We start from the raw sequence: 25,627 nt of genomic DNA on the forward strand, positions 1-25,627 counted from the left end.
CAAGGGTGGAGGAGTGCAAAATGAATAATCAATCGTTGACGCCCAGACAAGTGGTATCCGAGCTGGATAAGTATATTGTCGGACAAAAGGAAGCAAAAAAATCTGTTGCTGTTGCCTTGCGCAACCGCTATCGGCGTAGCAAGCTGCCGGATGACATACGGGATGAAATTGTGCCTAAAAATATTTTGATGATCGGACCGACTGGTGTGGGTAAAACTGAAATTGCACGTAGACTTGCACGGCTCGTGGGGGCTCCTTTTGTCAAGGTAGAGGCGACCAAATTTACAGAAGTAGGTTACGTCGGTCGTGATGTGGAATCCATGGTGCGTGATCTGATGGAAACCTCCATTCGCATCGTCAAGTCGGAACGAACAGAGAATGTGAAGGACAAAGCGGAGGACATGGCAAATGAACGGATTGTCAGCATCCTTGTACCTGCAGAAAAGTCAAACAAATCGCAACGTAATCCCTTTGAAATGCTGTTTGGCAATAACACGGGAACTTCGGTAGAAGAAGAACCACCACAACAGGATGGATCTTTGGCAGAAAAGCGCCGTAAGGTTAAATTCGATCTGTTGTCCGGTAAGCTTGAGGATGATGTCATAGAGATTGATGTGGAGGATACTGCACCCAATATGCTCGATATGTTTGCTGGGCAAGGGAATGAACAAATGGGTATGAATATGCAGGAGATGTTCGGAAGTTTTCTGCCCAAGCGGACGAAGAAGCGCAAGCTGCCAGTCAAGGAAGCTCGCAAGGTGTTGATTCAAGATGAAGCCGCCAAATTGATCGATATGGACGATGTGATTCAGGAGTCTGTGAAGCGTGCTGAGCAATCGGGTATTATTTTTATCGATGAAATAGATAAGATTGCCAGCCAGGGTAAGGGGAGTGGCCCCGATGTGTCGAGAGAAGGCGTCCAGCGCGATATTTTACCTATTGTCGAGGGATCTACCATCATGACCAAATACGGTCCGGTAAGAACAGATTACATTCTATTTATTGCTGCAGGAGCTTTTCATGTTGCAAAACCATCTGACCTGATCCCTGAGCTTCAGGGCCGTTTTCCAATCCGTGTGGAATTAAGTAGCCTGACTTTGGATGAGTTTGTGTCGATACTGACGGAGCCTAAAAATGCGCTGACCAAGCAATACACTGATCTACTCCGTACCGAGGAGATTGAAGTCGAATTTTCTGCGGAAGCGATTCGTGAGATTGCCAGTATTGCTGAGTCTGTAAATCGCAACACCGAAAATATTGGCGCACGTCGTTTGCATACCATTCTAGAAAAGCTGCTGGAGGATCTGTCGTTTGAAGCACCAGAGCTTACATTGGATCGTATGATCATTACCCCGGAATATGTACGTGAGAAGCTGGGAGATATTGCCCAAAACAGGGACCTTAGTCAGTATATTTTATGAATAGGGTTTTCTAAAAATAGGGTGTGTGGTCCAGAATAACACTATCTTGCACCGTCATTTAGACCTAGATAATGGTCAAGTTGATGATTTTTCTGTCTATTCCAAAAGTAGGACGTATAATCTTTTACAGGTGTAAAGTGCTAAGAAAACATTCATTTTCTTGAAAAAAACCTGAAAAATTTAACAATTTATGCATCTAAAGCCCTCTTTTTTTAAAAAGATAGGGCTTTTTTCTTATTGTAATTAGGTCCCAACTCTACGAAACTTAGAATATATGACAGAAAGTTATTATTTTCTACTTAAGACCTAAAAGAAATGTATAATTATGAAATTTTATTGTCGAAAAAAAGTGAAAAATCTTGTTTTATTGAATCTTACTTTGGAGTAGACGCTGGGAGGGAGGAGCTAAATGAATCTGCTGGGTGATATGAGCTTTCAAAAGCTTCAGGCAGGTGTACAGGCGGCAAATACGAGACAACGTGTGATGGCTGACAATATTTCCAATGCGGATACCCCGTATTTTAAGCGTTCGGAGGTTTCATTTGAAGAACTGCTTCAGCAGCAAATGGACGGGGATGTCACACCACTACGTGGAAAAGTAACCAATTCAAGACATTTTCAAATAGGACCTGTGAACTCCATTCCAGATGCCACGGTCACCAAAGATGGGTACTCAGTCATGAATAACAATATGAACAACGTAGATATCGACAGAGAAATGAGTCTTATGGCTGAAAATCAACTAAGATATAATACCTACATCCAAGAAATTAATGAGCGCATCAAGATGATGAGAACAGCGGTAGAAGGGAGATAGGAATAGGTGAAGATTAACAACGGCTTTGATATTAGTGCGTCTGCTCTTACTGCCCAACGGTTGCGGATGGACGTTATATCTAGCAACATTGCCAACGCAGAGACAACTCGGGCGAAAGTAGAGAATGGACAAGCAGTTCCATATCGGAGAAAAACGGTTGTTTTGGAGCCGAACCAATCTGGCTTTGCCGATGTTTTGAAGGCTCAAATGGAAGGAAGTAGAACTAGCGCTGCTGGCGTTAAGGTTTCGCAAATTCAGGAAGATCAGTCACCTTTGAAGCCTGTGTACAATCCGGGTCACCCGGATGCTGATAAAGATGGCTATGTATATATGCCTAATGTAGACATTATGAAAGAAATGGTCGACATGATTTCCGCAACACGCTCATACGAAGCCAATGTAACAGCTCTGAATGCATCAAAGGCTATGGTTTCCAAAGCGCTTGAAATCGGTCGCTAAGCTCTAGGACTACTAATTACTTAATAGGGAGAGTAAAACATGATTCAGAACGCCATGTTTAATGTACAGACACCGGTAATACAGCAGATTCAATCGCCTAACAATGAGTTGGCGAAAGCGACGCCTTCCGAATCCTTGAAGGACTTTGGTTCCTTCCTAAAGGATGCTCTCAATGAAGTAGGGCAGCAGGAAGCCGCTACGCACCAGATGTCCGACCAATTCATGGCAGGCAAAGTTGATGTAGATCAGGTCATGATCACTTCCCAACAAGCGCTGCTTTCCCTGCAGCTTACTACACAGGTCCGAAACAAAGCGATCGAAGCCTATCAGGAGATCATGCGTACACAGATGTAAAGAGGGTTTAGCAAAGTTTCGGATGGGGTGACGGAGTGAACGAGAGAATCGCCCAATATCGGGATAAGATTTCCGGGTATTGGAATAATTTTAGCAAAAAACAGAAGATATTACTTGTTTCGACATTAGCATTCATCATTATCGCTGTTGTAGTGCTAACGATGCAGTTTACCAAAACCGAGTATGAAGTGGCTTTCCGAGATTTAAATGCTAACGATGCTGCCGGAGTCATTAAATATCTCGATTCTGCGGGTATACCGTATCAACTTAATGCTGGTGGGACACAAATCTCAGTCCCAACCGCTAATGCGGATAAGGCGAAGGTAGATGTTGGGTCTCAAGGCCTGATTCAGAAGGGTTCAATCGGCATGAGCGCTTTTGACCAGTCCTCCTCTGCCATTGGCATGACGGAGAACGAGTTCAATGTGAAGTACAATAATGCATTGAACGGCGAAATACAGCAACTGTTGGAACGGATGGATGGTGTCCAAAGCTCCAAAGCTGTCATTAATATGCCAAAGGAAAACATTTTTGCCGGACTTGAGGAAAAGGACAAAGCCTCCGCTTCGATTCAAATGGAATTCGAGCCTGGCTTTACTCCAAATCAGCAGGCGATCGATGGATACTTTAATCTGGTAAAAACGGCAGTACCGAATCTTCCAGTGGAAAACATTACGATCACTAATAAGGAATATGAGTTGATTCCAACGGCCAAGGGCGGCCAAGGTGGGCTCACTAGTGGTGTTCAAGAAAACATGGCTCTACAGAAGAAGTTTGAGAGCGATGTAAGGAATAATGTTCAACAATTTTTGTCGAAAATTGTTGGAGACGACAAGGTAAATGTACTTGTGATGTCCCAGCTAAATTTCGACAAAGTAACATCAAAGGAACAAATGGTCACACCTGTTGACCAAACGAAAATGAAGGGTATTGAAATTAGCGCCCAACAAATTCAGGAAAGCTATACAGGTAGTAGTGGACAAACCGGAGGAGTTGCAGGAACAGGAACACAGGATGTTCCGGGCTACCCCGGAGGAGCTAATTCCGGCAATACCAGCTCAGATAAGAGCTCAAGTACGATTAACTACGAAGTTAACCGAATTGCAAGGGATATTATCCAAAGTCCGTATACTGTAAAAGATTTAACCATTAATGTAGCAGTTGAACCACCAACAGGTCAGCAAACGTTGGATACTGCAACTCAGACAGCAATTCAAAATATTTTGGTTAATATCGTAAGAGCGTCGTTGGCGAATTCTGGTACTACAATTACAGACGCTGATTTGGCTAAGAAGGTTTCGGTGTTCTCACAAGCAGTTCCGGCGCCTGCGAGCACAAATACATTCTTCTCAGCTTCCAACCCTTGGCTATGGGGCATCGGAGCTGCTGTTCTGGCACTGCTGGCGGGTGTAATCTTCCTCATCGTACGCGGTCGTCGTAAGCAGGAAGAAGAGTTGGATGAAGAATTGCAACTTATGCCAACGCCGACGGAGTTCCCGTCTATTACCATGGAAAGTGTGACAAATGAAAGTCAAGTGCGTAAACAGCTTGAAAGTCTGGCGAAAAAGAAACCCGACGAATTCGTCAATCTGCTTCGTACATGGCTGGCTGACGAATAGAGGTGAGTTCATTGGCAAAGGCAAGCAGTCAAGGTTTAACGGGAAGACAGAAAGCAGCTATACTTCTGATCACAATGGGACCAGAGGTATCTGCTCAAATATTCAAGCATTTGCGTGATGAGGAGATCGAGCAACTTACATTGGAAATTGCCAATGTGCGGAAGGTCGATGCCATTGAGAAGGACTCCATCATGGCCGAGTTTCATCAAATTTGTTTGGCTCAGGAGTACATTTCCCAAGGCGGTATTAATTACGCTAAAGAAATATTGGAAAAAGCACTCGGATCGCAAAAAGCAGTTGAGGTCATTAACCGTCTAACAGCGACGTTACAGGTAAGACCCTTCGATTTTGCCCGCAAAGCTGATCCAAACCAGATATTGAATTTTATACAGAATGAGAATCCGCAAACGATTGCTCTCGTGCTTTCGTACTTGCAATTCGAGCAGGCGGCTGCAATTCTGTCGTCTCTGCCACAGGAAAAGCAGGCAGATGTGGCCCGGCGTGTCGCTGTCATGGACAGTACATCTCCGGAAGTTATTTCCCAGGTGGAACGAGTGTTGGAGCAAAAGCTGTCTGCAACCGCGACGCAGGATTATACGAATGCAGGTGGTATCGAGTCCATTGTTCAGATTTTGAATGGCGTAGACCGCGGAACCGAACGTACGATTCTCGACTCGCTTGAAATTCAAGATCCAGAACTGGCTGAGGAAATTAAGAAAAGAATGTTCGTGTTCGAGGATATCGTCAATGTGGACAACCGTTCCATTCAGCGCATTGTCCGCGATATCGACAATGCAGATTTGCAATTGGCGCTTAAAGTATCCAGTGAAGAAGTACGTGATGTGATTTTCCGAAATATGTCGAAACGTATGGCAGAAACCTTCAAAGAGGAAATGGAGTACATGGGACCGGTGCGGTTGCGTGATGTGGAAGAAGCACAGACACGTATCGTATCGACGATCCGCAGATTGGAAGAGGCCGGTGAGATTATAATCGCACGCGGCGGAGGAGATGACATCATTGTCTAACTTGATCAAATCTTTCCAATATGTTCCTGTAGAGGCTTTGAAAACAATTGATGTGGCACATACGTATGCGCCAGAAACGACGGACGAAGAAATCACAACTGAATATACGGAGCCGGAGCCTCAGCGAGATCATGAGGCTGAACGGCTACGGGATGAAATGCTGAAAGATGCTAAGGATTTTGCCGAACGTCAGGTTCGCGAGGCAGCTGAAGAAGCGGAACGGATGCTTCAGGAGGCGCAGCAGCAGATTGAAGCCTGGTGGCAGGAGCGACGCGAGCATGACGATCAGCTCACTCAGTCGTTAAAGGCTGATGGGTTTCAGCAAGGATATGAAGAAGGTCAGAAGCTGGCTGAGGCCGAGCTTCAGACGAAATCAGAGCAGATGATGGAAGAAGCACAGGATATTCTACGTCAGGCCTATGAGATAAAGGAACAACTAATTCAGGAAGCTGAGCCTTTTCTGGTTGAACTGAGTAGTGCTATTGCTGAGAAGGTCATTGAGAAACAGCTTAGCCTTGAGCCGGACTACACAATTGAATTAATTCGTAAAAATTTGGCTCGTAAGCGGGAAAAAGGAACCATTACATTGTGTGTGTCGCCTCAGCATTTCGCATTTGTGCAAGGTGCACGGGAAGAATTGTCATTAACTGTCGATTCGCAGGCAGAACTGCAAATTATTCCTGATGGTACCGTGAAAGATCGCGGTTGTGTTATCCGTTCTTCTTTTGGGAGCGTGGATGCGCGGATTGATACGCAATTAGCTGAGATCAAAAAGGAACTACTGCGTCTGGCACATGAGAATGAGGAGCGAAGACATGAAGGGGCTTAATACGCAGCGCTACATGGATCATTTGCGCCAGCTGGACCCGGTTCGGGTAAATGGCAAGGTTACGCAGGTTATCGGCCTGATGGTTGAATCGGAAGGTCCGGATGCCAGTATCGGGGATGTTTGTTACATTTATCCGGGTAAAACGGCAAAGCCGTTGCAAGCGGAGGTTGTAGGCTTCAGGGACAATAAAGTGCTTCTAATGCCACTTGGAGAACTGCAATCCATTGGTCCCGGTTGTGATGTAGTAGGAACAGGGAAACCGTTGAATGTGCAGGTCGGGTCGGAACTGTTAGGCAAGGTGCTGGACGGCTTGGGTCAGCCTCTGGATGGCTCATTGATTCCCTCGCGAATGGCGAGATATTCAACCTTCAATATTCCGTCCAATCCGCTGAATCGTCCGCGTGTGCAGGAACCAATCAGTATCGGGGTGCGCGCTATTGACGGGTTGCTTACTATCGGTAAAGGACAACGGGTTGGTATTTTTGCAGGTTCGGGTGTAGGTAAAAGTACCTTGATGGGAATGATTGCCCGTAATACGGAAGCTGATGTGAATGTAATCGCCTTGATCGGGGAACGTGGACGCGAGGTGCTGGACTTTATTGAACGGGATTTAGGTCCGGAGGGACTAGAACGTTCCGTGGTCATTGTGGCAACTTCCGACCAACCTGCGTTAATCCGTATTAAGGGTGCACTTATAGCAACGACGATCGCGGAATATTTTCGGGACCGCGGGTTGAATGTCATGCTGATGATGGATTCAGTTACCCGGTATGCGATGGCCCAACGTGAAGTCGGTCTAGCCGTAGGGGAGCCACCGGCAATGAGAGGGTACACACCTTCCGTGTTTGCTAGTCTACCTAAGCTTCTAGAACGTGCAGGGACAGGCCCTACTGGCTCCATAACCGCTTTCTATACGGTACTGGTCGATGGTGATGATATGAACGAGCCCATCGCGGATGCGGTGCGCGGGATTTTGGATGGACATATTGTCTTGAATCGTGGAATTGCGAACAAAGGACATTTTCCGGCAATCGATGTGTTAGCGAGTATTAGCCGGGTTATGAAGGATATCGCACCACGAGATCAGATAGACGCTGCCGAGAACATTAAGCGCTTGATGGCCATTTACAAAGATTCGGAGGACCTGATTAATATTGGGGCCTATCAGCAGGGTTCAAATGCAGAAATTGACGAATCCATGGAGCGTATACGGGATATATGGGATTTTACAAGACAAAGAACAGATGAAAAGGCTGAGCTGGACGAGGTAAGAGAGCGTTTGATTTCTGAATTTACGAGGAGATGAAGGTTGAACGATGAGATTTCAGTATTCCTTTCAGAAAGTTGTAGACTTGAAAACCAACGAAAAGTCACAGGCCGAATGGTTGCTTTCCAGTGCTGTTGGACAATTGCAGGCTGAGGAGCAGACATTAACACAGCTTGTAGGCGAAAGGAATCGAGTCATATCAGCCATTCAAAAGGCTGCCGAGGATTGCGCACCACTCTCTACCATTCAGGAATTACAGGCTTATGTTAATCATCTGGACCAATGTATTACACGCAAGCATAGGGATGTTCAATATGCGCAGCAAAATGTGCAAAGCAAACAAACCGTTTTGACCGATAAAATGCTGGATGAACAGGTTTGGCTGAAAGCGAGAGAGAAGGCCAACGTGAAATTCCAACAGGAAGTGCTCCTGCGCGAGCAGAACGAGCTGGATGAAATGGCTTCCGTGCGATTTGCCATGAAAGCCCGGTAAGCGGAAAGTCATAGGATACGCATATCAGCTGCCTGAGGAGGAAGACGATGGCACAGAAGTTAGCAGAAAATGAACTGGACATTGATTTAGGAAAAGAATCAGGCGGGGGATTTGAACGGTTTATGTTTTTCCTGATTCCGATTGTGTTCACAATCGTTCTGGTCGGGGTCCTGCTTACATTGTTCAATATGGACTTCAGAAGCGAAATGATTTCATTAGGGAACAAAATACCAGTTGTTAAAAATTGGGTACCTGAACCGAAAGATAAGGCTACACAGACGAAAGAGGCAGATCAAAAGGCTCAGTCCGAAAGTTCTGAAGCAACCATTCAGCAGTTAAAGGCAGATCTAGCCAAGCAGACGGAGGAGCTTAAAAAGGCTACCGCTGCTAAGACGACACAAGATAAAAAGGTTACTGAACTGCAGAATCAGGTCAATACGCTCCAAACGCAACAGGAACAGCAGCCACAGGCCAGTCAGCAGGGACAGGCTGGTACGCAAACTACAGGTGGAACAACAAATGAAGATCCTTATGTAAAACAGGCCAGAGATCTTGCTAGTATGTATGAAGGAATGACAGCTAGTAAAGCGGCACCGATTATGGAGAATCTGACTACGGAAGAGACTGTGCAGCTGCTAAGCTACATGGACCCTGCCAACAGTGCGAAGATTTTGCAAAAGATGGACGCTAAAAAAGCAGCCGATATTACTATGGCTCTGAAAAACGTAACGCCATCTACGGATTTGTCAGTTGCTGCGTTGCAGTCTCGTCTGAAAAAGGATCAAGGTACCACAGCTGGCACGACGAGTAAGAGTTTGCAAAGCACTCAAATCAGTAGCACATTTGCTTCCATGGACAAGAAGAGCGGTGCCGAACTTATTTTGCAAACTTACAAAATCAGTCCAGACAAGGCATTAAACATATTAAATACAGTAGATGATTCGACACGTGGTTCTTTACTACAAAATATGTCTGCCAAGGATGCGGCTCAGACCGCAAAAATTTTAAACAAACTGATGGGCAGTAAGTAATTTAAATGAAGGGAGGTGAAAAATAAATGACCCTTATTTCTCAAAGTGTATCGCTCGGCTCCAGTCAGACAGCTAGCAGTACAACGGCCTCAACAACGACTACAGCCACAGCTGCTGGAGCAACCACGGGTGCTTTTAATCAAACACTTACGCAAATGATGACAGGCGGGCAAACGGGCTCAGCAGGCACAGATGCGAACGGTTCTCCATTAGTTATGGTACTCCCGCTTATTGCGACTGGAGAATCCACGGAAGCTCCAACGGAGTCGCTGGTCGAAACACTGGCTCCTTTGCTGCAGAATCTCGAAAAGTTGGATGATCAAGTAGCTGCCGATCCTGCTCTGCTTGCAACTCTGCAAGCTTGGATTCAGCAAGTACAACAGTTTTTGCAAGGCGACGGAACAAATCAACAGTTAAACGGTGGAGAAACGACAGAGGCGACAGGCTTAACAGCCTTGGCAGCCAACCCGGCTACTCTTCGATTTGCATTGCAGGACGCTTTGTCACAACTTGCCAATGTAGCAGAGCAGGCTTCTGGAGACCAAAAGTCCCAGGTGACACAGTTGCTACAATCGCTCCAAAGCGCAACGGCAGGTACGGGAGCAATTTCCGATGAGCAGTGGAATGGTGTAATGAAAGCTGTGGAACTTGCTGATGGTGGGGATTCACAAGCAGTTCAGCCTTCTGCAAATCGAACAAATGGTACTCAGACCGTAGCTACAGCCACTACAGACAAACAGGTTGTTGCTTCTCAGCAGCAAGCTAGTCAAGGCAAAACTAATCAACAAGGTTCAGAAGGGCAACGTTCATCAACTAATATTCTCGTTCAGTCTGCAGTTAAGACGACTGCAACGGATGAAGCGAGTGCATTCGTAGATGCAACTGAGCAAGCGGATTCGACAGCAACTGACAATCAGACTCCAGTGATCACGACTGCGGGACAGCTTTCGGTACAAACGCAAGGAACAACACCTTCGGCTCCGGCTCAACCAGTCGTACATGTGCGGCAATTTGCCAAGGAGATGACGGACTTTGTAGTGCAGAAACTTGATATTGTAAAACACACTGGCTTGACAGAAGCGACTATCATGCTTCGTCCAGATCATCTGGGCCAGCTGGAGGTTAAGCTGACAATGCAAAATGGTCATCTGGTTGCCCAGTTCATGACTGAGCATAGCGGAGCGAAGGATTTGCTGGAACAGCAAATGTCGCAGCTGCGTTCGAGTCTCCAGAGCCAAGGTATCCAGGTGGATAAGGTAGAAGTAACGCACAATGAGTCGCTTTCCTCCCATATGTATCAGGATGGACGCGGATCTGGAGCTAATCAGCAGCAGCAATCCAATCAACGTTCCAAAGCTCGTGGTAGAGAAGAGAGCGAAGATGCTATGAAGGTAGCTGAAATGGCAGAGGAACTCCGTAACTGGACAGCAGAACAACGTGCAGATGATATAAATCGGACAGGCTCCTTTACAGCACAAGCGTAATGATGGAGGTGAGAACACAATGACGACGACAGACAACAATGTATCCACCAGCAACGTCTGGCCGAATTACAATGTGAACAATGTCAAAACGGCGAGTGCTAAGGATACTAAGACCATGGGTAAAGATCAATTTCTGAAAATTTTGATCACCCAGCTACAAAATCAGGATCCGATGCAGCCTTTGGAGGATAAAGAATTTATCGCTCAAATGGCCCAGTTTTCCTCAGTGGAACAACTGATGAACATTTCTACGCAGTTGAATGCATTGGGACAGTCTTTAGGTACGGCTTCCGGTTTGATAGGAAAAGAAGTCAGCTGGATTGAGGCAGGTAAAAAAGACTCCATCACAGGTGAAACAGGTGCGGGTACCGTAAAAAGTGGAATCGTGGATTCCATCGTTATTCGCGACGGTGTGCAGTATGCCAAAATGGGAGCGGCTGAGGTGGCATTAAAAGATGTAACATCAGTGAGTCAGGCTAATACAACGACTCCCGCTACAAATACATCGGATACTTCATCTTCTTCCTCTACTGGAAGCGGTGAGAACTCATGAATGATAGAATGACGGTCGGACGCCTTTTTCCCGCCAACGTGCCCCCGGCAGCAATCTCACAAAACCGAGTAAATTCGGTATCCAAGGATGCCAGACCGTTCGGTCAGGTGTTGCAGGAACAGGTGCTCAAGCTGAGCAACCATGCAGCCAAGCGTCTGGAGCAGCGGGGAATAGAGTTGAGAAGTGACCAAATGGCGAAAATCAACTCTGCTGTGGATAAAGCAGCTGCCAAAGGCGCCAAAGAATCATTGATTTTAATGCAGGATATGGCTTTGATTGTAAGTGTACCTAATCGAACAGTTGTTACCGCGATGGATAAGAAGTCCATGGAGGATAACGTATTTACGCAGATAGATAGTGCTGTAATTATTTCATAAAAATGTATATGGAGTGGCTGGCCCGAATAGGAAAGCCATGAAAAAGCCGCGGATCGACTGATGCGGTCAACTAAGCAACCAATCAGAGGAGGATTTATACTCAATGTTGAGATCAATGTATTCAGGTGTATCGGGCATGAAGGGCTTTCAAACAAAGCTGGACGTTATCGGTAACAACATTGCAAACGTAAATACTACAGGCTTCAAGTCCAGCCGAGTGATGTTCAAGGATATCTTGAGCCAAACGAGTTCAGGTGCAAGCGCACCAGACGCTACGACAACTGCAGGTCAAAATGCCAAACAGGTTGGTCTAGGGGTGTCGGTCAGCTCGATTGATACACTGCATCTTCCAGGTAGTGCAATGACTACGAACAATCCAACGGATTTGCGTATTAACGGTGACGGATTTTTCCTGATCAAAATGAATGATGCACAGGAAGTTCCTTATCTGACTCGTGCGGGTGATTTCCACATAGACGCAAACCGAAATCTGGTTACTGCCGATGGATTTTTTGTAGGAGATGCCGGTGGAGATCCAATCACACTTGAAGACAATGTTACGGCAGTCTCTATCTCACAGGATGGTACGATTGTACAGCAATTAGATGATGGTACAGTGAATAATGGCACGCAAATTGGTATAGCCAGAGTTACTAACCCGGAAGGTTTGGAGAAAATTGGAGGCAGCCTGTATCGTACAACGGTCAACTCCAACATTGATGAACTTGAGCCTGGAGCAGCCAACTCAGAGGGGCGTGGAGCTATCATCGCGGGTCAGCTGGAAATGTCCAACGTTGATCTGACAGGCGAATTTACCGAAATGATCGTAGCTCAGCGCGGATTCCAAGCGAACTCGCGTATCATTACGACCTCGGATGAAGTGCTTCAGGAAGTTGTAAACTTGAAACGATAATCTCATTTAAACGCGGAGGAGTAGAGGCTCCTCCGCACCTATCAGGAGGTTGGTATTACGATGATCCCGTTAACGCGGCTGAACGGCTCGCCTATGTGGCTTAATGCGCTGCTCATTGAGACTGTGGAGGAAACACCGGATACATACGTCACTTTGGTGACGGGGAAACGGTTGATTGTATTGGAAAAAGCGGCAGATGTCGTCTCCTTGATCAAGGGTTACAGCCGTGAAATCGGCATACATGCCGCCACGATAAAAGTGCAACAAATGGAGGAAGACGAATGAAGAAGATGCTGCCATGGCTCATTACAATTTTACTCGCGATTACTTTGATTGCAGGCGCGGCCTTTGTACTTATACCAGCGCTTAGCGGGAAGAAGTCGGAAGTCATACCGAATGCGCAAGCTGCTCAGGCAGAACAACTTCCAAGATTGTCAGCAGATGAATTGGTGGAAGTGAGCTCTGAAATTACCGGTATCAAAACAAATCTGGCAGACGCAGATTACATTGTTCAGATGAACCTATCTTTTCAATTGAACGATGCCAAAGCAAAAGAATCTTTTGAAAAAATCAAAGACATCAGTATTAAGCCCATCGTTATTCAATTACTTGCAGACACCAAACCTGATGAGCTCAGAACGGCTAAAGGCCGGGACCAGTTCAGTGACAAGCTGACGGATCTCATCAACAAGTCGCTCCCTGAAGGTCACCTGGGGAACGCCAAAATTACAGACTTTTTGCTGGCAGCCATTTGATTCCAGGTGAACTTGTCAGGAACACGTAAGGGGGTGAATAACATTGGTGGATGTACTGTCACAAGGGGAAATTGATGCCCTTTTAGCAGCTCTTTCGTCCGGTGAAATGGATGCGGAAGAACTTAAAAAGGAAGATACCCAAAAGAAAGTTCGCGCTTATGATTTCAAAAGAGCGCTTAGGTTTTCCAAGGATCATATACGGAGTCTGACGCGGATACACGAGAACTTTGCACGGTATCTGACCACATATTTTTCAGCGCAGCTTCGTACTTTTGTCCAAATTAATGTCGTTCAGGTGGAGCAACTTCCTTATGATGAATTCATTCGCTCCATTCCGAAAATGACCATTCTAAACATTTTTGAAGCTGAACCGCTGGAAGGCCGTATGGTGCTTGAGGTTCACCCGAACGTTGCTTATGCCATGTTGGACAGGCTTCTCGGAGGAACAGGTTCGGCACCGTCAAAGGTTACTGCGTTGACCGAAATCGAGACGACGATTATGGAGCGAATTTTCAGTCGTACCTTTGATAGCCTGCAAGAGGCTTGGAAAACGGTACTGGACATTGAACCGCGCCTAGAGGCGATGGAAACAAATCCGCAGTTCATGCAGATTGTCTCGCCGAATGAAACGATTGCTCTGATTTCGCTTAGTACCAAAATTGGTGATACCACAGGGATGATTAACCTCTGTATCCCGCATGTGGTATTGGAACCTATTATGGCTAGACTGTCCACGCACCAGTGGTTTACATCCGAAAAGAAATCAAGGGCGCCCGAAGAGATTGACGCCTTGAGATTACGGGTCACCAAAGCAGAGCTCCCTATTATTGCGGAGTTGGGTGAATCCCGGATAAATGTAGCCGAGTTTCTGGGTCTTTCGGTCGGGGATGTCATTTCATTGAACAAACCTGTCAAAGAAGGACTATCCATCCGGGTAGGCGAGAAATTGAAGTTTATGGGAAGTCCCGGCATGGTAAGAGATCGTGTTGCCGTACAAATTGATGAAATTGTCAACGAAGGAGTTGAAGAAATTGACGAGTAAAGACTATTTGTCCCAGGAGGAAATCGATGCCTTGCTGAAACAGTCTGAAGCGGGGACGGATTCTACTCCCGCAGGCAAGACCGTTGACGATTTTCTGACTCCTCTGGAGCAGGATGCTCTCGGGGAAATCGGTAATATAACGTTCGGCAGCGCAGCTACGGCTCTTTCCACACTGCTCGGTCAAAAGGTGGATATTACGACACCTAAAGTTTCAATTATTACCCGTTCTGAATTTGAAACTGCATTTCCAAAGCCACACGTAGCTGTACATGTAAATTATGTCGATGGATTCGAGGGTATTAACTCACTCGTAATCAAAAAGCGTGATGCACAAGTGATAGCGGACTTAATGCTTGGTGGTGAAGGAAACCCAGCAGATGAAGAATTGAATGAAATCCACATTAGTGCTGTGCAGGAAGCGATGAACCAGATGATGGGATCGTCGGCGACCTCAATGTCTACTATGTTTAATCGTTTTGTTAATATCTCTCCACCGGGGATTGATATTTTGGATCCTATGCACGGTGATGGAGTATCCAGTCTGCCGGATGAAGAGACGCTCATCACAGTCTCCTTCCGGTTATTGATCGGGGATCTTATTGACTCTACGCTGATGCAACTGTTACCTGTTAATTTCGCCAAAAAAATGGTGAGCATCCTAATGAATGGCGGAGAGGATGAAGAACAACCGCAAGCGTCTGCACAGCAGGTAGCTGCAACAGCTGCTCCCGAAGTGCCGCAACAAGCTAGCGTTCCGCAGCAACCGCCTGCACCAGCCTATCAACAGCCACCTGCAGCCGCGCAGGCGCCGCAAGACGCAGGCTATGGACAACAACCGCCAATGTATCCTCAAGACCCGGGATATGGGCAGCAGGGCGCTCCAGGCTATGGAACACCGGGTTATGGAATGCCAGCTGGTGTACCGCCGCAAGCTCCTTACGGAACGCCTCATCACTACGGCGCAGTACCGGGACGTAATGTAAATGTACAACCTGTACAATTTTCTAACTTGCAGTCCGGTGCATTTGCGCAAGTGGATGAAAACAATTTAAATTTATTGATGGACATTCCCCTTAGAGTCACCGTAGAATTAGGAAGGACCCAAAAGCAAATTAAAGATATTCTGGAGCTCTCACAAGGTTCAATTATTGAACTAGACAAGCTTGCTGGGGAGCCGGTGGACATTTTGGTAAACAACAAACTGATTGCCAAGGGCGAGGTTGTCGTAATCGACGAGAACTTTGGTGTGCGCGTAACAGATATTGTAAGTCAATGGGACCGTATTCAAAAATTACAATAAAAGCATAATTTAGGGAGGATTTATTTCAGATGGCAAACCGTATTTTGATCGTGGACGATGCTGCATTTATGAGAATGATGATTCGGGACATCCTGTCCAAAAATGGATTTGAGGTAGTAGGAGAGGCCCAAGATGGATCACAGGCCATTGAAAAATTCAAGGAGCTTCGTCCGGACCTGATTACGATGGATATCACGATGCCTGAAATGGACGGCATTGCCGCTCTGAAGGAAATCAAACAAATTGACGCGAATGCAAAGGTTATCATGTGTTCCGCGATGGGTCAGCAAGCAATGGTTATTGATGCCATTCAAGCTGGCGCAAAAGATTTTATCGTTAAGCCTTTCCAATCGGATCGGGTTATCGAAGCCATCAACAAAACACTGGGTGTCTAAGGCGCACCCAGTATGGATACACAACAGGGTGCCTCTGACGCATTGAGTACATCCAGCAATATAGGCAACATTGCCTGGGTCCTTTTCGTGCTAATCTTTATCATCGTACTGATCGTGTACTTGATACGGTTTTTGAGTAAAAGAAATCAGAGCTGGTTCAGCAACCGCTCCGTTCGCATACTGGGAGGCGTGGGACTGGGTCCCAATAAATCCCTTCAGCTTGTTGAAGTAGGTAGCAGTGTGTACCTCATTGGTGTGGGAGAAGATATCCAGCTTGTTGACAAAGTATCCGATCCTGAAGAAGTGGAGCAAATTTTGGCCGCACTGGAGCAGGAAGCTTCTCTGCAGCGCGGCCCGATTGCCCCGCTATTCGCTAAAATTGCGGATAAGCTTCGCCGGAACAACGCGGCACAGCAGCAGCCTGAAGAGGAGACATCTTTTCACGAGATGTTTGAATCCAAGCTTCGGCAAATGCCGAATCGCAAGGATAAACTTGAAAAGCTGCGCAATGAGGAGAATACTACAGATCGGTCGGGAGATTCATGAGAAAAAAGATTATACTTGCATGTTTGCTGCTTGTCTTATTCAGCTTCATTTCGGTGACGGCGGCCTCTGCGGAACCGATTCCGAACATTGATATTCAAGTCGGCAATTCGGACAAAGGACAGCCCGGTGCCACCTCGCTGTCTATTATTTTACTTATTACTGTCATTAGTGTAGCGCCCGCGTTGCTTGTACTTATGACAAGTTTTACGCGAATTGTGATTGTGCTTGGCTTTGTGCGAACTTCGCTGGGAACCCAGCAGATGCCGCCTAATCAGGTGCTTGTTGGACTGGCTTTGTTTCTCACTTTATTCATTATGGCACCGACGTTCTCAGCTATGAATGAAACTGCGCTTCAGCCGTATCTCAAGGGGGATATAACACAGTCTCAGGCGCTGGACAAGGCATCGGTACCGATCAAGACCTTTATGTTCTCTCATACACGTGAGAAGGATCTACTGCTCTTTATGAAATACACCAAGATGGAAAAACCAAAGAATTATCAGGATATTCCACTAACGGTGATGGTTCCGGCTTATGCAATCAGTGAGTTGAAAACGGCCTTTCAGATGGGCTTTATGATTTTCATACCATTTTTAGTTATAGACATTGTAGTGTCGAGTACACTCATGGCTATGGGGATGATGATGCTACCACCGGTAATGATTTCACTTCCTTTTAAAATACTGCTCTTTGTACTTGTAGATGGTTGGTATTTGGTAGTCAAATCGTTGCTTCTAAGTTTTAACACATGAGTACTTCATGCAAGGACAGCAATCAAGGAGGACGGCAATGACTTCGGAGTTTATTATTTCCCTGGCTGGGCAAGCGGTGTACATTGTACTCAAGGTGAGCGCTCCGATGCTGATTTTGGGGCTAGTCGTGGGTTTGATTATCAGCATTTTTCAGGCGACAACCCAAATTCAGGAGCAGACACTGGCCTTTGTTCCGAAGATTGTCGCCGTATTGCTGGCATTGCTTTTGTTCGGGCCTTGGATATTGACCACATTAGTGGACTTTACGTATAACATTCTGGACAATTTGTACAAATATATAGGTTAGGCTGAATGTTATGAACATATTGTTACAAAGTTTTCCTGTTTTTTTGCTGATTTTTTGTCGGATTACCTCATTTTTTGTAGTAGCGCCTATTTTTTCGACCCGAGGTGTACCTAATATCTTTAAGGTCGGAATTTCAGGATTTCTAGCTTTGGTCGTGTATCTTACATATGGTACGCATCAACAGGTACCGACCGATGTAGCGTATGTGCTGTTAGTGGGCCGTGAAGTGCTGATTGGGTTGTTATTGGGATTTACTGCATATCTGTTCATGACAGCGATCCAAACCGCAGGCTCATTTATAGATTTACAGGTGGGGTTCGGAATGGCGAGTGTGTTTGATCCCATGACAGGGGCTTCAACGCCTTTAACAGGGAATTTTAAGTTTGCCATAGCTGTATTGTTCTTTTTAAGTATAAATGGGCACCATCATCTGCTAAATGCTATCTTATACAGCTATGATTGGGTACCGTTGACAAATGATTTTTTTGTAAAGCTGTATGGTGGCAGTGTAACTGAATTCCTGGTACGTTCTTTTGCGGAATCATTTATGCTGGCCTTTCAAATTGCTGCCCCCATTGTAGTAGCTACCTTTTTAACGGATGTGGGACTCGGTTTTTTAGCTAAAACAGCGCCACAATTCAACATTTTTGTCATTGGTGTACCTCTTAAAATTATTGTGGGACTGTTCATGTTACTGCTTCTCATGCCAAGTTTTGCTTTTATATTCGAAAGATTGTTTTCTGTGATGTTCGAATCCATGCGCAACTTGTTGGATATTATGGGTAATCGTCCTTAATATCTGGTCTGGAGGAACGTAGTTTGTCATTTAAATATGCTATGAACCTGCAGTTGTTCTCAGGGGAAAAAACGGAAAAAGCTACACCCAAAAAGAAACAGGATGCAAGACAAAAAGGGCAGGTTGCAAAAAGCATGGAGTTGCCCGCCGCTGGTGTCCTGCTGGTTACGTTTTTTTGCCTCATGATTTTCGGCGGGTATTTTAAGGACCATGCGGTTCGACTATTTCGAGATATTTTTGTGAATCGGCTTTCTATGGAGGTAACGCCGAACACAACGCTGCTGATGATGGGCGAATATGGTGTGCAAATTTTGATTATGTTGGCACCTATTTTTATTGGGGCCATTGTCATTGGGATAGCAGCGAATTACATGCAGATCGGTTTTTTATTAACCGGAGAGGGCATTACGCCCAAGTTTAGCAAGATTGATCCGATTAAAGGATTCAAAAATATTTTTTCCATGAGGTCATTGGTTGAATTCCTGAAATCTGTTTTAAAGATGACCGTAATTGGTTATCTGGTGTACAGCGTACTCTGGAAAACAAAGGCTGACCTACCCAAACTGTCTGAAATGTCCGGCGATCAGATGTTGAGCTTTACAGCTTCATTAACGATGGAACTGGGGCTCAAAATTGGTGTGGTGCTGTTCGTTTTAGCGGTATTGGACTATATGTATCAACGTTATGAGCATGAGAAAAACCTGAAAATGTCCAAACAGGACATCAAGGATGAATACAAGAAAATGGAGGGTGACCCGCTGATCAAAGGGAAAATTCGCGAGCGTCAGCGCCGTATGGCTATGCAGCGTATGATGCAGGAGGTTCCTAATGCAGATGTCATCATTACCAACCCTACGCACTTTGCTGTGGCTTTGAAATATGACGGTTCGGAGATGGAAGCGCCGCAGATTATTGCGAAAGGGCAAGATTACGTTGCGCTCCGAATTAAAGAAATTGCCAAGCAAAACGGCGTTATAACGATGGAAAACAAGCCGCTGGCGCGGGCGCTGTTTCAAAGAGCCGAAATCGGGGATGCGATACCAGCTGATCTGTTCCAGGCCGTTGCCGAAGTGCTGGCGTATGTATATAAATTAAAAGGTAAAGTGAAATAAAGGGATCGGAGGGCTAGAGACCCGTGAAAATAAAAGAAATAACTGTCCTTGCAGGCGTCATCGGTATCGTTCTTATGATGATTCTCCCGATCCCATCATGGCTGCTGGATATCCTACTCGTCATTAATATTTCTATTGCTTTAATGATTCTACTCGTTTCTATGAATACGAAGGAAGCTTTACAGTTCTCTATTTTCCCTTCATTGCTGCTCATTACAACGTTATTTCGTTTGGCACTTAATATCTCTACAACCAAACTTATTTTAGGTGAGGGCCATGCAGGGGAAGTAGTTGCTACGTTTGGTAGTTGGATTGCAGGAGGGCAAATTGCCGTCGGTTTTGTTGTCTTTCTCATTCTCGTGGTCGTACAGTTCATTGTTATCACCAAGGGATCTGAGCGGGTTGCTGAGGTAGGCGCACGGTTTACATTGGATGCGATGCCAGGTAAACAAATGAGTATTGATGCTGATCTGAATGCAGGTCTGATCAATGAGCAGCAAGCCCGTGAACGACGCAGTAAAATTGAGCGGGAAGCAGATTTTTACGGAGCGATGGATGGTGCGAGTAAATTCGTTAAAGGTGATGCCATTGCTAGTATTATCATTTTGATCATTAACTTGGTCGGCGGCTTTATTATTGGTATGGCCGTTCAGGGAAAAGGATTTCAAGAAGCGCTGTCGACTTATTCTGTCCTCACTATCGGTGACGGACTGGTCAGCCAGATTCCTGCACTGCTCATATCTACGGCGTCAGGCTTGATTGTTACGCGGGCTACGTCAGATGGTAACTTGGCAGAGGATTTAACTGGACAGCTCTTTTCTTATCCAAAACTGATCTACATTGTGGCTGCCACAATTGCATTATTGGGTCTTTTCACGCCTATTCATATTATTACAACTCTTCCACTGGCGATTCTGCTGTTTTTCGCGGCTCGAAGAATGCAGGGCAATATGGAACGCAAGCAGATAGCCGATGAACAGCTGGAAGAGGAGCAACAAATTGAAGAAGTTCGTAGTCCGGAAAGTGTCATTAACCTGCTTCAGGTAGATCCAATTGAATTTGAGTTTGGATACGGGTTAATTCCGCTGGCGGATACACAGCAGGGCGGGGATTTGTTGGATCGGATTATTATGATCCGTCGTCAATGTGCTTTGGAGCTGGGTTTGGTTGTGCCGGTCATTCGTATTCGGGACAACATTCAGCTCAAGCCAAACGAGTATGTAATTAAAATTAAAGGTAATACCGTGGGCGGCGGAGAGCTTCTGTTAAATCATTACCTGGCTATGAGTCCGGGATACGACGATGATTCTATTACAGGAATCGAAACGACGGAACCAGCCTTCGGATTGCCTGCGCTCTGGATTGATGAGAACACCAAGGATGTTGCGGAATTATCTGGTTATACCGTAGTTGATCCACCTTCAGTTGTAGCTACTCATCTTACGGAGACGATCAAGAAACATGCTCATGAGTTGCTTGGCAGACAGGAAACACGGTCGCTGGTCGACAATCTCAAAGAGAATTATCCAGTGCTGGTGGACGACCTTATTCCTTCTGTGCTTGCGATTGGGGATGTACAAAAAGTGCTCGCCAAGCTATTGAAAGAAAAAATCTCCATTCGCGATATGGTGACTATTTTCGAAACACTAGCTGACTACGGTACTTATACAAAAGATCCCGACGTGCTGACTGAATATGTCCGTCAGGCGTTGTCCCGTCAGATTACGCAGCAATTTGCCCAACAAGGGGAGACGTTACGCGTTATTACAGTGGGACCAGGATTGGAGAAGAAAATTGCTGAAAGCGTGCAGCAGTCGGAGCAAGGTAGCTATTTAGCTCTAGACCCGGTGTCAACGCAAACGGTGTATCAAAGAATGATGGAGCAAATCAACCGTCTCATTCAATCTGGACAGCAGCCTATTGTGTTAACGTCACCGACAATTCGTATGTATTTGCGGCAAGTGATGGAGCGGACGATGCAGGATGTCCCAGTGCTGTCGTACAGTGAGCTGGAGCCGAACGTTGAAATTCAAAGTGTCGGGGTGGTGAACTTATGAGAGTGAAACGATATGTAGTGGATACCATGCCAGAAGCTATGCTGCAAATCAGGGGTGACTTAGGAACAGACGCCGTCATTTTAAGTACAAAGGAAATGAAGGTCGGCGGTTTCATGGGAATGTTCAGTAAAAAGAAAATCGAAGTGGTAGCTGCGGTAGAGGAGAAGCAACCTCAAAAGCCACGACGTTTTGGACCATCTTCACAAGAGCTTGCCCAGGCAGCTTCATCTTCAATGAATGCTCCTGAACAGCCAGAAAAATCATTTATGCCTGTGGTTCCCAGACAAGCTGCTCCAGAAGCTTATCGGCGGGTAACGCAGATGACGGGTGGTTCCAAAGAAGAACAAGCTGAATTAACGAATGATGCAAAACAAGCAGCTTCAGCAGCTGAGCATTTGTTATCTAGGCCTGCTAATAATATGGAGACTATGTCTCAAGCACTTGATCATGAAGCATTGCTTTCGAACATGAAGTCATCCAGTGAACTGTTTAAACAGCCCATTGAAGTAAGTGTTCCAGGCAAGAGCGGAGCAGAGGAAAATCAAGCTCTGCTTAATGAATTGCGGGAAATGAAGACTATGATGACTCGCTTTTCTCGAAATTCTTCATTGGAAAGTACTTGGCCGGAGCCATTGCAAGAGATTTGTGAGCGTGTGCTGGAGCAGGAAGTGGAACGCGATTTACTGGAGTATTGGCTCGAACAGGTATATGTGCGTCGGAGTGAGCATCCTTTTGCACCTGAAACTTTTGATTGGGAACAAGCCTTCCGTGAGGAAGTGGCCAGTTTTATTCAGAAAAGACTGGACAAAGGGATCTCCAAAGATACCAAAATTGTGTATGTGGCAGGTCCTACCGGAGTAGGGAAAACGACAACTATTGCCAAGTTAGCGGCAGAGCAGTTGTTTAAGCATCATCGCAAAGTTGGATTTATTACTTCTGACACGTACCGGATTTCAGCCGTCGAGCAACTGCGAACATATGCTACGATTTTGAATGTACCGCTTGAAGTTGTGCAATCTCCTGGTGACGTCCACAGAGCCATTCAACGGCTGGAACATTGTGACCTGATCCTCATGGATACCGCAGGACGAAATTATCGTAATGAATTACTTGTTTCGGAACTGCAAAGTCTGCTTTCGCCTATTAATGAAAGTGAGACGTATCTGGTACTCAGCCTGACATCCAAAAGTAAAGATATGCTCAATATAACTGGACATTTCAGCAAGTTTGGTCTCGGTAAGGTTGTATTTACTAAGATGGACGAGACAGGTAGCTGCGGTGGAATGTTTAATCTTTTGCATCAATTTCCGATGCAGCTGGCCTATATTACCAATGGACAAAATGTTCCTGATGACCTGCTTCATCCCGATACAGAAATGGTCACAAGCATGCTGCTTGGACCCAAAACATCAACAGGAGTTAACGGAGATTCCATATGAGTGACCAAGCCCAATCACTTAGACAAATGGCTTCTTCCTTGGATAAATATCGATTGCCCCCACGTAGTCGTCAAGCAAAAATTATAACGATCACCAGTGGTAAAGGCGGGGTGGGCAAATCCAATTTCACGCTGAACTTTGCTCTTGCTCTGCAATCCCTTGGTCGAAGGGTACTTGTGTTTGATGCTGATATAGGTATGGCCAATATTGATGTATTAATGGGAGCCAATTCACAATACAATCTTTTACATCTGCTAAAACGTGAGAAATCAATTGATGAAATTATTCAAACGGGTGTAGGTGGTTTGCCTTATATTGCTGGAGGATCGGGTTTGAGCGAATTGTTTACGTTATCGGATGACGATCTGAATTATTTTGCCGAAGAAGTAGAGAAAATGGCGGCAGATATGGATTATATTCTATTTGATACAGGTGCTGGTTTATCCAAAGAAAACCTTAAATTCATCACTTCAGCTGACGAATGCCTGGTTGTAACTACGCCAGAACCGACGTCCTTAACAGATGCGTATGCGCTAATTAAAGTCGTCAGCGGTTTGCAAAAGGATACGGTATTCAAAATTATAGTCAATCGTGCCGATAACGATAATGAGGCCCGTCAAGTTGCCGATAAGATCGCACTGGTTGCGAAACGCTTTTTGGAGATCGATATCCCGTTGCTTGGACATATCAGTGATGATACTCATGTCATGCAAGCAGTCAAAAGGCAAGTACCATTTATGGTTGCTTTTCCGGGATGTGCGGCTTCAAGAGATGTATTGAATCTGGCACACCGTTTTGCAGCAATGCCACAGATTCCGCAATCAGGTGCATTGAGTGGAATTAAAGGGTTTATGCAAAAATGGTTGCGGCGTTCTGTACATTGATTTTGATGAGAGGAAACAGAGGTGTTTAACATGTGTGCTTACCGGGTGCTGGTTGTAGATGATTCGGCCTTTATGCGCAAAATTATTACAGATTTAATTGTAAGGGATGAGTCGTTCAACATCGTAGGTACAGCCGCCAATGGCAAAGAGGCTGTAGAGAAAGTGAAGGAATTGCAGCCCGATTTGGTCACCATGGATGTCGAGATGCCTGAAATGAATGGTCTTGAAGCATTGCCATTGATTATGGCAGCCCATCCGCTACCTGTAATTATGCTGTCAGGCATTAATGAACAAGGCATGAAGGAGACCATCATGGCTCTGGAGGCAGGAGCTTTCGATTTTATAAGAAAGCCTTCCATCGCTCATGCGCAAGATATTGAGCAAGTGAGTAAGGCGCTGCTGGAACAGATGCACACTGCTATGCAAGCAGTGCGGAGTCGTCTGGAGCGCAAGGAAGCTAATGAGCGCAAAGCTGCATTGGAACAAGCGAAAAAAACGCCACAGCAAAAGCCTCCAGGACAGGCTGTGACTGAGAAGCGATCAGGCAGTCAAGCTTCGACAGACAAGTCTCCTGTTGTTCCGCTTGCTCCTTCACCTGCTGTATCAGCTCAGCCGAAGCGTGATGTTGGCAAGTCCGCCCCGGCAGTAGCCAAGCAGGAAACTAAACGACAACAGTCTGGAACATCTGTTACAGCGGGGCGCATAGAACAGCAGCCAGCTGCTCAGCCAAGCAATAAGTCAGTCCAAGCACCTACTGTTCAGAAGAAGGAAGATTTGTCCAAGGGGATAGGACGAACACCAGGGCAACTAAACAGTACTACTACGGCCGCTGGCAAATCGCTGCATGGTAAGGATAAAGCAGGCTTGGTTAAGCCGGAGCCCCATAAGACGGTGATTTCATCAGCTACTCGTACTCCTGCGGCTGCTACGCCTCCAGTAGCGGCACCTACAGTTCCTGCCGCACCTAAGGGATTGTCACTTAAAAAAGGTGTGCACACGTCCAACTTTCGCAAACTAGTGGCGGTGGGATGTTCTACGGGCGGTCCGCGGGCGCTTAAGACGCTGTTGGAACGCATTCCTGGTGATTTTCCTGCTCCAATCGTTATCGTTCAGCATATGCCGCCAAACTTCACTCGTTCGCTGGCACAACGCTTAAACACGTTAAGTCCACTCCGAGTTGTGGAGGCTGAGCAGGGAATGACGTTGGAGACTGGAACGGCCTACATTGCCCCAGGGGGATATCAACTAAGAATTGTACCAGGAGCTGGTGGTAAATACACTGTGTCACTGAAGACGGAGGAAGCTCGCAATGGTCACCGTCCTTCCGTAGATACGATGTTTGAATCGTTGCTCTCGTTAACCTCGTTGGAGCGGCATCTAGTATTGCTCACTGGAATGGGGAGCGACGGGGCCAAAATGATGAAGAAGCTTTATGATGCTGGGGTACAATCCACATTTGCTGAAAATGAGGAAACTTGTGTAGTGTACGGAATGCCCCGCTCAGCAGTAGAGTTAAAATGTGTGCGTCACCTTCTGCCAATGCAGGAGATCGCCCCCAAGCTTGTACAAGTTGTGAAATAATCGGAGTGTAACTCAT

28 protein-coding genes are annotated in these 25,627 nt (G+C 45.9%); all 28 read left to right on the forward strand.

The window, feature by feature from the left end; all coding sequences use genetic code 11:
- The first annotated feature begins 20 nt into the window (after window positions 1–20).
- The 28 genes from hslU (at window position 21) to NSS94_RS10330 (ending at window position 25,611) form a co-directional block, all read left to right on the forward strand.
- Window positions 21–1,421: an ATP-dependent protease ATPase subunit HslU gene (gene hslU, locus NSS94_RS10195; RefSeq protein ID WP_029516987.1), complete on the forward strand. Its 1,401-nt coding sequence runs from the start codon at window positions 21–23 to the stop codon at window positions 1,419–1,421.
- 409 nt (window positions 1,422–1,830) lie between these two features.
- Window positions 1,831–2,238 (forward strand): flagellar basal body rod protein FlgB, encoded by a 408-nt coding sequence (gene flgB / locus NSS94_RS10200; protein WP_013309883.1) that lies wholly within the window; start codon window positions 1,831–1,833, stop codon window positions 2,236–2,238.
- A gap of 6 nt (window positions 2,239–2,244) precedes the next feature.
- Window positions 2,245–2,697 carry a flagellar basal body rod protein FlgC gene (gene flgC, locus NSS94_RS10205; protein ID WP_029516988.1) on the forward strand — a complete coding sequence of 151 codons (453 nt, stop codon included), beginning with the start codon at window positions 2,245–2,247 and terminating at the stop codon, window positions 2,695–2,697.
- A gap of 39 nt (window positions 2,698–2,736) precedes the next feature.
- Window positions 2,737–3,051: a flagellar hook-basal body complex protein FliE gene (fliE, locus tag NSS94_RS10210; protein WP_029516989.1), complete on the forward strand. Its 315-nt coding sequence runs from the start codon at window positions 2,737–2,739 to the stop codon at window positions 3,049–3,051.
- A 35-nt stretch (window positions 3,052–3,086) separates the two neighbouring features.
- Window positions 3,087–4,670, forward strand: a complete 1,584-nt coding sequence (fliF, locus tag NSS94_RS10215) for a flagellar basal-body MS-ring/collar protein FliF (RefSeq protein WP_013309886.1) — start codon at window positions 3,087–3,089, stop codon at window positions 4,668–4,670.
- A gap of 11 nt (window positions 4,671–4,681) precedes the next feature.
- The gene (gene fliG / locus NSS94_RS10220) at window positions 4,682–5,698 is read left to right on the forward strand and encodes a flagellar motor switch protein FliG (protein ID WP_013309887.1); all 1,017 of its coding nucleotides are present in this window, start codon (window positions 4,682–4,684) and stop codon (window positions 5,696–5,698) included.
- Complete coding sequence (locus NSS94_RS10225; RefSeq protein ID WP_029516990.1) at window positions 5,691–6,527, forward strand: FliH/SctL family protein; 837 nt, start codon at window positions 5,691–5,693, stop codon at window positions 6,525–6,527. The genes fliG and NSS94_RS10225 overlap by 8 nt, the downstream gene beginning before the upstream one ends.
- Window positions 6,514–7,833 carry a flagellar protein export ATPase FliI gene (fliI, locus tag NSS94_RS10230; protein WP_029516991.1) on the forward strand — a complete coding sequence of 440 codons (1,320 nt, stop codon included), beginning with the start codon at window positions 6,514–6,516 and terminating at the stop codon, window positions 7,831–7,833. Before NSS94_RS10225 ends, fliI begins: the two co-directional genes overlap by 14 nt.
- Before the next feature lie 10 nt (window positions 7,834–7,843).
- The gene (gene fliJ / locus NSS94_RS10235) at window positions 7,844–8,287 is read left to right on the forward strand and encodes a flagellar export protein FliJ (protein ID WP_029516992.1); all 444 of its coding nucleotides are present in this window, start codon (window positions 7,844–7,846) and stop codon (window positions 8,285–8,287) included.
- A gap of 47 nt (window positions 8,288–8,334) precedes the next feature.
- On the forward strand, window positions 8,335–9,318 hold the full coding sequence (locus NSS94_RS10240; protein ID WP_341039248.1) for a magnesium transporter MgtE N-terminal domain-containing protein: 984 nt from the start codon (window positions 8,335–8,337) through the stop codon (window positions 9,316–9,318).
- 26 nt (window positions 9,319–9,344) lie between these two features.
- Complete coding sequence (locus NSS94_RS10245; protein WP_341039249.1) at window positions 9,345–10,802, forward strand: flagellar hook-length control protein FliK; 1,458 nt, start codon at window positions 9,345–9,347, stop codon at window positions 10,800–10,802.
- 19 nt (window positions 10,803–10,821) lie between these two features.
- A complete protein-coding gene (locus tag NSS94_RS10250; protein WP_318626667.1) occupies window positions 10,822–11,355 on the forward strand; it encodes a flagellar hook capping FlgD N-terminal domain-containing protein in 534 nt (177 codons plus the stop codon).
- Window positions 11,352–11,732 carry a TIGR02530 family flagellar biosynthesis protein gene (locus NSS94_RS10255; RefSeq protein ID WP_039274704.1) on the forward strand — a complete coding sequence of 127 codons (381 nt, stop codon included), beginning with the start codon at window positions 11,352–11,354 and terminating at the stop codon, window positions 11,730–11,732. Before NSS94_RS10250 ends, NSS94_RS10255 begins: the two co-directional genes overlap by 4 nt.
- A gap of 103 nt (window positions 11,733–11,835) precedes the next feature.
- A complete protein-coding gene (gene flgF / locus NSS94_RS10260; RefSeq protein ID WP_039274702.1) occupies window positions 11,836–12,645 on the forward strand; it encodes a flagellar basal-body rod protein FlgF in 810 nt (269 codons plus the stop codon).
- 60 nt (window positions 12,646–12,705) lie between these two features.
- Entirely contained in the window at window positions 12,706–12,930 is a 225-nt protein-coding gene (locus tag NSS94_RS10265) for a flagellar FlbD family protein (RefSeq protein WP_014281086.1), read from the forward strand.
- Window positions 12,927–13,400 carry a flagellar basal body-associated FliL family protein gene (locus tag NSS94_RS10270; RefSeq protein ID WP_023988194.1) on the forward strand — a complete coding sequence of 158 codons (474 nt, stop codon included), beginning with the start codon at window positions 12,927–12,929 and terminating at the stop codon, window positions 13,398–13,400. Before NSS94_RS10265 ends, NSS94_RS10270 begins: the two co-directional genes overlap by 4 nt.
- Window positions 13,401–13,443: 43 nt before the next feature.
- On the forward strand, window positions 13,444–14,442 hold the full coding sequence (gene fliM / locus NSS94_RS10275; protein ID WP_029516998.1) for a flagellar motor switch protein FliM: 999 nt from the start codon (window positions 13,444–13,446) through the stop codon (window positions 14,440–14,442).
- Window positions 14,432–15,742 (forward strand): flagellar motor switch phosphatase FliY, encoded by a 1,311-nt coding sequence (gene fliY, locus NSS94_RS10280; RefSeq protein WP_029516999.1) that lies wholly within the window; start codon window positions 14,432–14,434, stop codon window positions 15,740–15,742. The genes fliM and fliY overlap by 11 nt, the downstream gene beginning before the upstream one ends.
- A gap of 29 nt (window positions 15,743–15,771) precedes the next feature.
- Entirely contained in the window at window positions 15,772–16,137 is a 366-nt protein-coding gene (locus NSS94_RS10285; RefSeq protein ID WP_010346372.1) for a response regulator, read from the forward strand.
- Between the two features lie 12 nt (window positions 16,138–16,149).
- On the forward strand, window positions 16,150–16,683 hold the full coding sequence (locus NSS94_RS10290) for a flagellar biosynthetic protein FliO (protein WP_029517000.1): 534 nt from the start codon (window positions 16,150–16,152) through the stop codon (window positions 16,681–16,683).
- Window positions 16,680–17,435 (forward strand): flagellar type III secretion system pore protein FliP, encoded by a 756-nt coding sequence (fliP, locus tag NSS94_RS10295; protein WP_013309901.1) that lies wholly within the window; start codon window positions 16,680–16,682, stop codon window positions 17,433–17,435. The genes NSS94_RS10290 and fliP overlap by 4 nt, the downstream gene beginning before the upstream one ends.
- 37 nt (window positions 17,436–17,472) lie before the next feature.
- The gene (gene fliQ, locus NSS94_RS10300) at window positions 17,473–17,742 is read left to right on the forward strand and encodes a flagellar biosynthesis protein FliQ (protein ID WP_007430038.1); all 270 of its coding nucleotides are present in this window, start codon (window positions 17,473–17,475) and stop codon (window positions 17,740–17,742) included.
- 10 nt (window positions 17,743–17,752) lie between these two features.
- A complete protein-coding gene (gene fliR / locus NSS94_RS10305; RefSeq protein WP_023988198.1) occupies window positions 17,753–18,538 on the forward strand; it encodes a flagellar biosynthetic protein FliR in 786 nt (261 codons plus the stop codon).
- Entirely contained in the window at window positions 18,538–19,650 is a 1,113-nt protein-coding gene (flhB, locus tag NSS94_RS10310; RefSeq protein ID WP_049816971.1) for a flagellar biosynthesis protein FlhB, read from the forward strand. The genes fliR and flhB overlap by 1 nt, the downstream gene beginning before the upstream one ends.
- 23 nt (window positions 19,651–19,673) lie before the next feature.
- Window positions 19,674–21,707: a flagellar biosynthesis protein FlhA gene (gene flhA, locus NSS94_RS10315; RefSeq protein WP_016820963.1), complete on the forward strand. Its 2,034-nt coding sequence runs from the start codon at window positions 19,674–19,676 to the stop codon at window positions 21,705–21,707.
- Window positions 21,704–23,146, forward strand: coding sequence for a flagellar biosynthesis protein FlhF (flhF, locus tag NSS94_RS10320; RefSeq protein ID WP_341039250.1), 1,443 nt, complete (start codon window positions 21,704–21,706; stop codon window positions 23,144–23,146). Before flhA ends, flhF begins: the two co-directional genes overlap by 4 nt.
- A complete protein-coding gene (locus NSS94_RS10325) occupies window positions 23,143–24,030 on the forward strand; it encodes a MinD/ParA family protein (RefSeq protein ID WP_029517003.1) in 888 nt (295 codons plus the stop codon). The genes flhF and NSS94_RS10325 overlap by 4 nt, the downstream gene beginning before the upstream one ends.
- Window positions 24,031–24,060: 30 nt before the next feature.
- Window positions 24,061–25,611, forward strand: coding sequence for a chemotaxis protein CheB (locus NSS94_RS10330; protein ID WP_029517004.1), 1,551 nt, complete (start codon window positions 24,061–24,063; stop codon window positions 25,609–25,611).
- Window positions 25,612–25,627 lie beyond the last annotated feature (16 nt).

The sequence above is a fragment of the Paenibacillus sp. FSL L8-0644 genome, from assembly GCF_038008165.1.
In the GTDB taxonomy this organism is placed as follows: Bacteria; Bacillota; Bacilli; order Paenibacillales; family Paenibacillaceae; genus Paenibacillus; species Paenibacillus polymyxa_D.

Coding starts and splice junctions, on each gene's coding strand:
- hslU (WP_029516987.1), top strand. CDS start 21: ATGAATAATCAATCGTTGACGCCCAGACAAGTGGTATCCGAGCTGGAT.
- flgB (WP_013309883.1), top strand. CDS start 1,831: ATGAATCTGCTGGGTGATATGAGCTTTCAAAAGCTTCAGGCAGGTGTA.
- fliE (WP_029516989.1), top strand. CDS start 2,737: ATGATTCAGAACGCCATGTTTAATGTACAGACACCGGTAATACAGCAG.
- fliI (WP_029516991.1), top strand. CDS start 6,514: ATGAAGGGGCTTAATACGCAGCGCTACATGGATCATTTGCGCCAGCTG.
- fliJ (WP_029516992.1), top strand. CDS start 7,844: ATGAGATTTCAGTATTCCTTTCAGAAAGTTGTAGACTTGAAAACCAAC.
- NSS94_RS10240 (WP_341039248.1), top strand. CDS start 8,335: ATGGCACAGAAGTTAGCAGAAAATGAACTGGACATTGATTTAGGAAAA.
- NSS94_RS10245 (WP_341039249.1), top strand. CDS start 9,345: ATGACCCTTATTTCTCAAAGTGTATCGCTCGGCTCCAGTCAGACAGCT.
- NSS94_RS10250 (WP_318626667.1), top strand. CDS start 10,822: ATGACGACGACAGACAACAATGTATCCACCAGCAACGTCTGGCCGAAT.
- NSS94_RS10255 (WP_039274704.1), top strand. CDS start 11,352: ATGAATGATAGAATGACGGTCGGACGCCTTTTTCCCGCCAACGTGCCC.
- flgF (WP_039274702.1), top strand. CDS start 11,836: ATGTTGAGATCAATGTATTCAGGTGTATCGGGCATGAAGGGCTTTCAA.
- NSS94_RS10265 (WP_014281086.1), top strand. CDS start 12,706: ATGATCCCGTTAACGCGGCTGAACGGCTCGCCTATGTGGCTTAATGCG.
- NSS94_RS10270 (WP_023988194.1), top strand. CDS start 12,927: ATGAAGAAGATGCTGCCATGGCTCATTACAATTTTACTCGCGATTACT.
- NSS94_RS10285 (WP_010346372.1), top strand. CDS start 15,772: ATGGCAAACCGTATTTTGATCGTGGACGATGCTGCATTTATGAGAATG.
- NSS94_RS10290 (WP_029517000.1), top strand. CDS start 16,150: ATGGATACACAACAGGGTGCCTCTGACGCATTGAGTACATCCAGCAAT.
- fliP (WP_013309901.1), top strand. CDS start 16,680: ATGAGAAAAAAGATTATACTTGCATGTTTGCTGCTTGTCTTATTCAGC.
- fliQ (WP_007430038.1), top strand. CDS start 17,473: ATGACTTCGGAGTTTATTATTTCCCTGGCTGGGCAAGCGGTGTACATT.
- fliR (WP_023988198.1), top strand. CDS start 17,753: ATGAACATATTGTTACAAAGTTTTCCTGTTTTTTTGCTGATTTTTTGT.
- flhF (WP_341039250.1), top strand. CDS start 21,704: ATGAGAGTGAAACGATATGTAGTGGATACCATGCCAGAAGCTATGCTG.
- NSS94_RS10325 (WP_029517003.1), top strand. CDS start 23,143: ATGAGTGACCAAGCCCAATCACTTAGACAAATGGCTTCTTCCTTGGAT.
- NSS94_RS10330 (WP_029517004.1), top strand. CDS start 24,061: ATGTGTGCTTACCGGGTGCTGGTTGTAGATGATTCGGCCTTTATGCGC.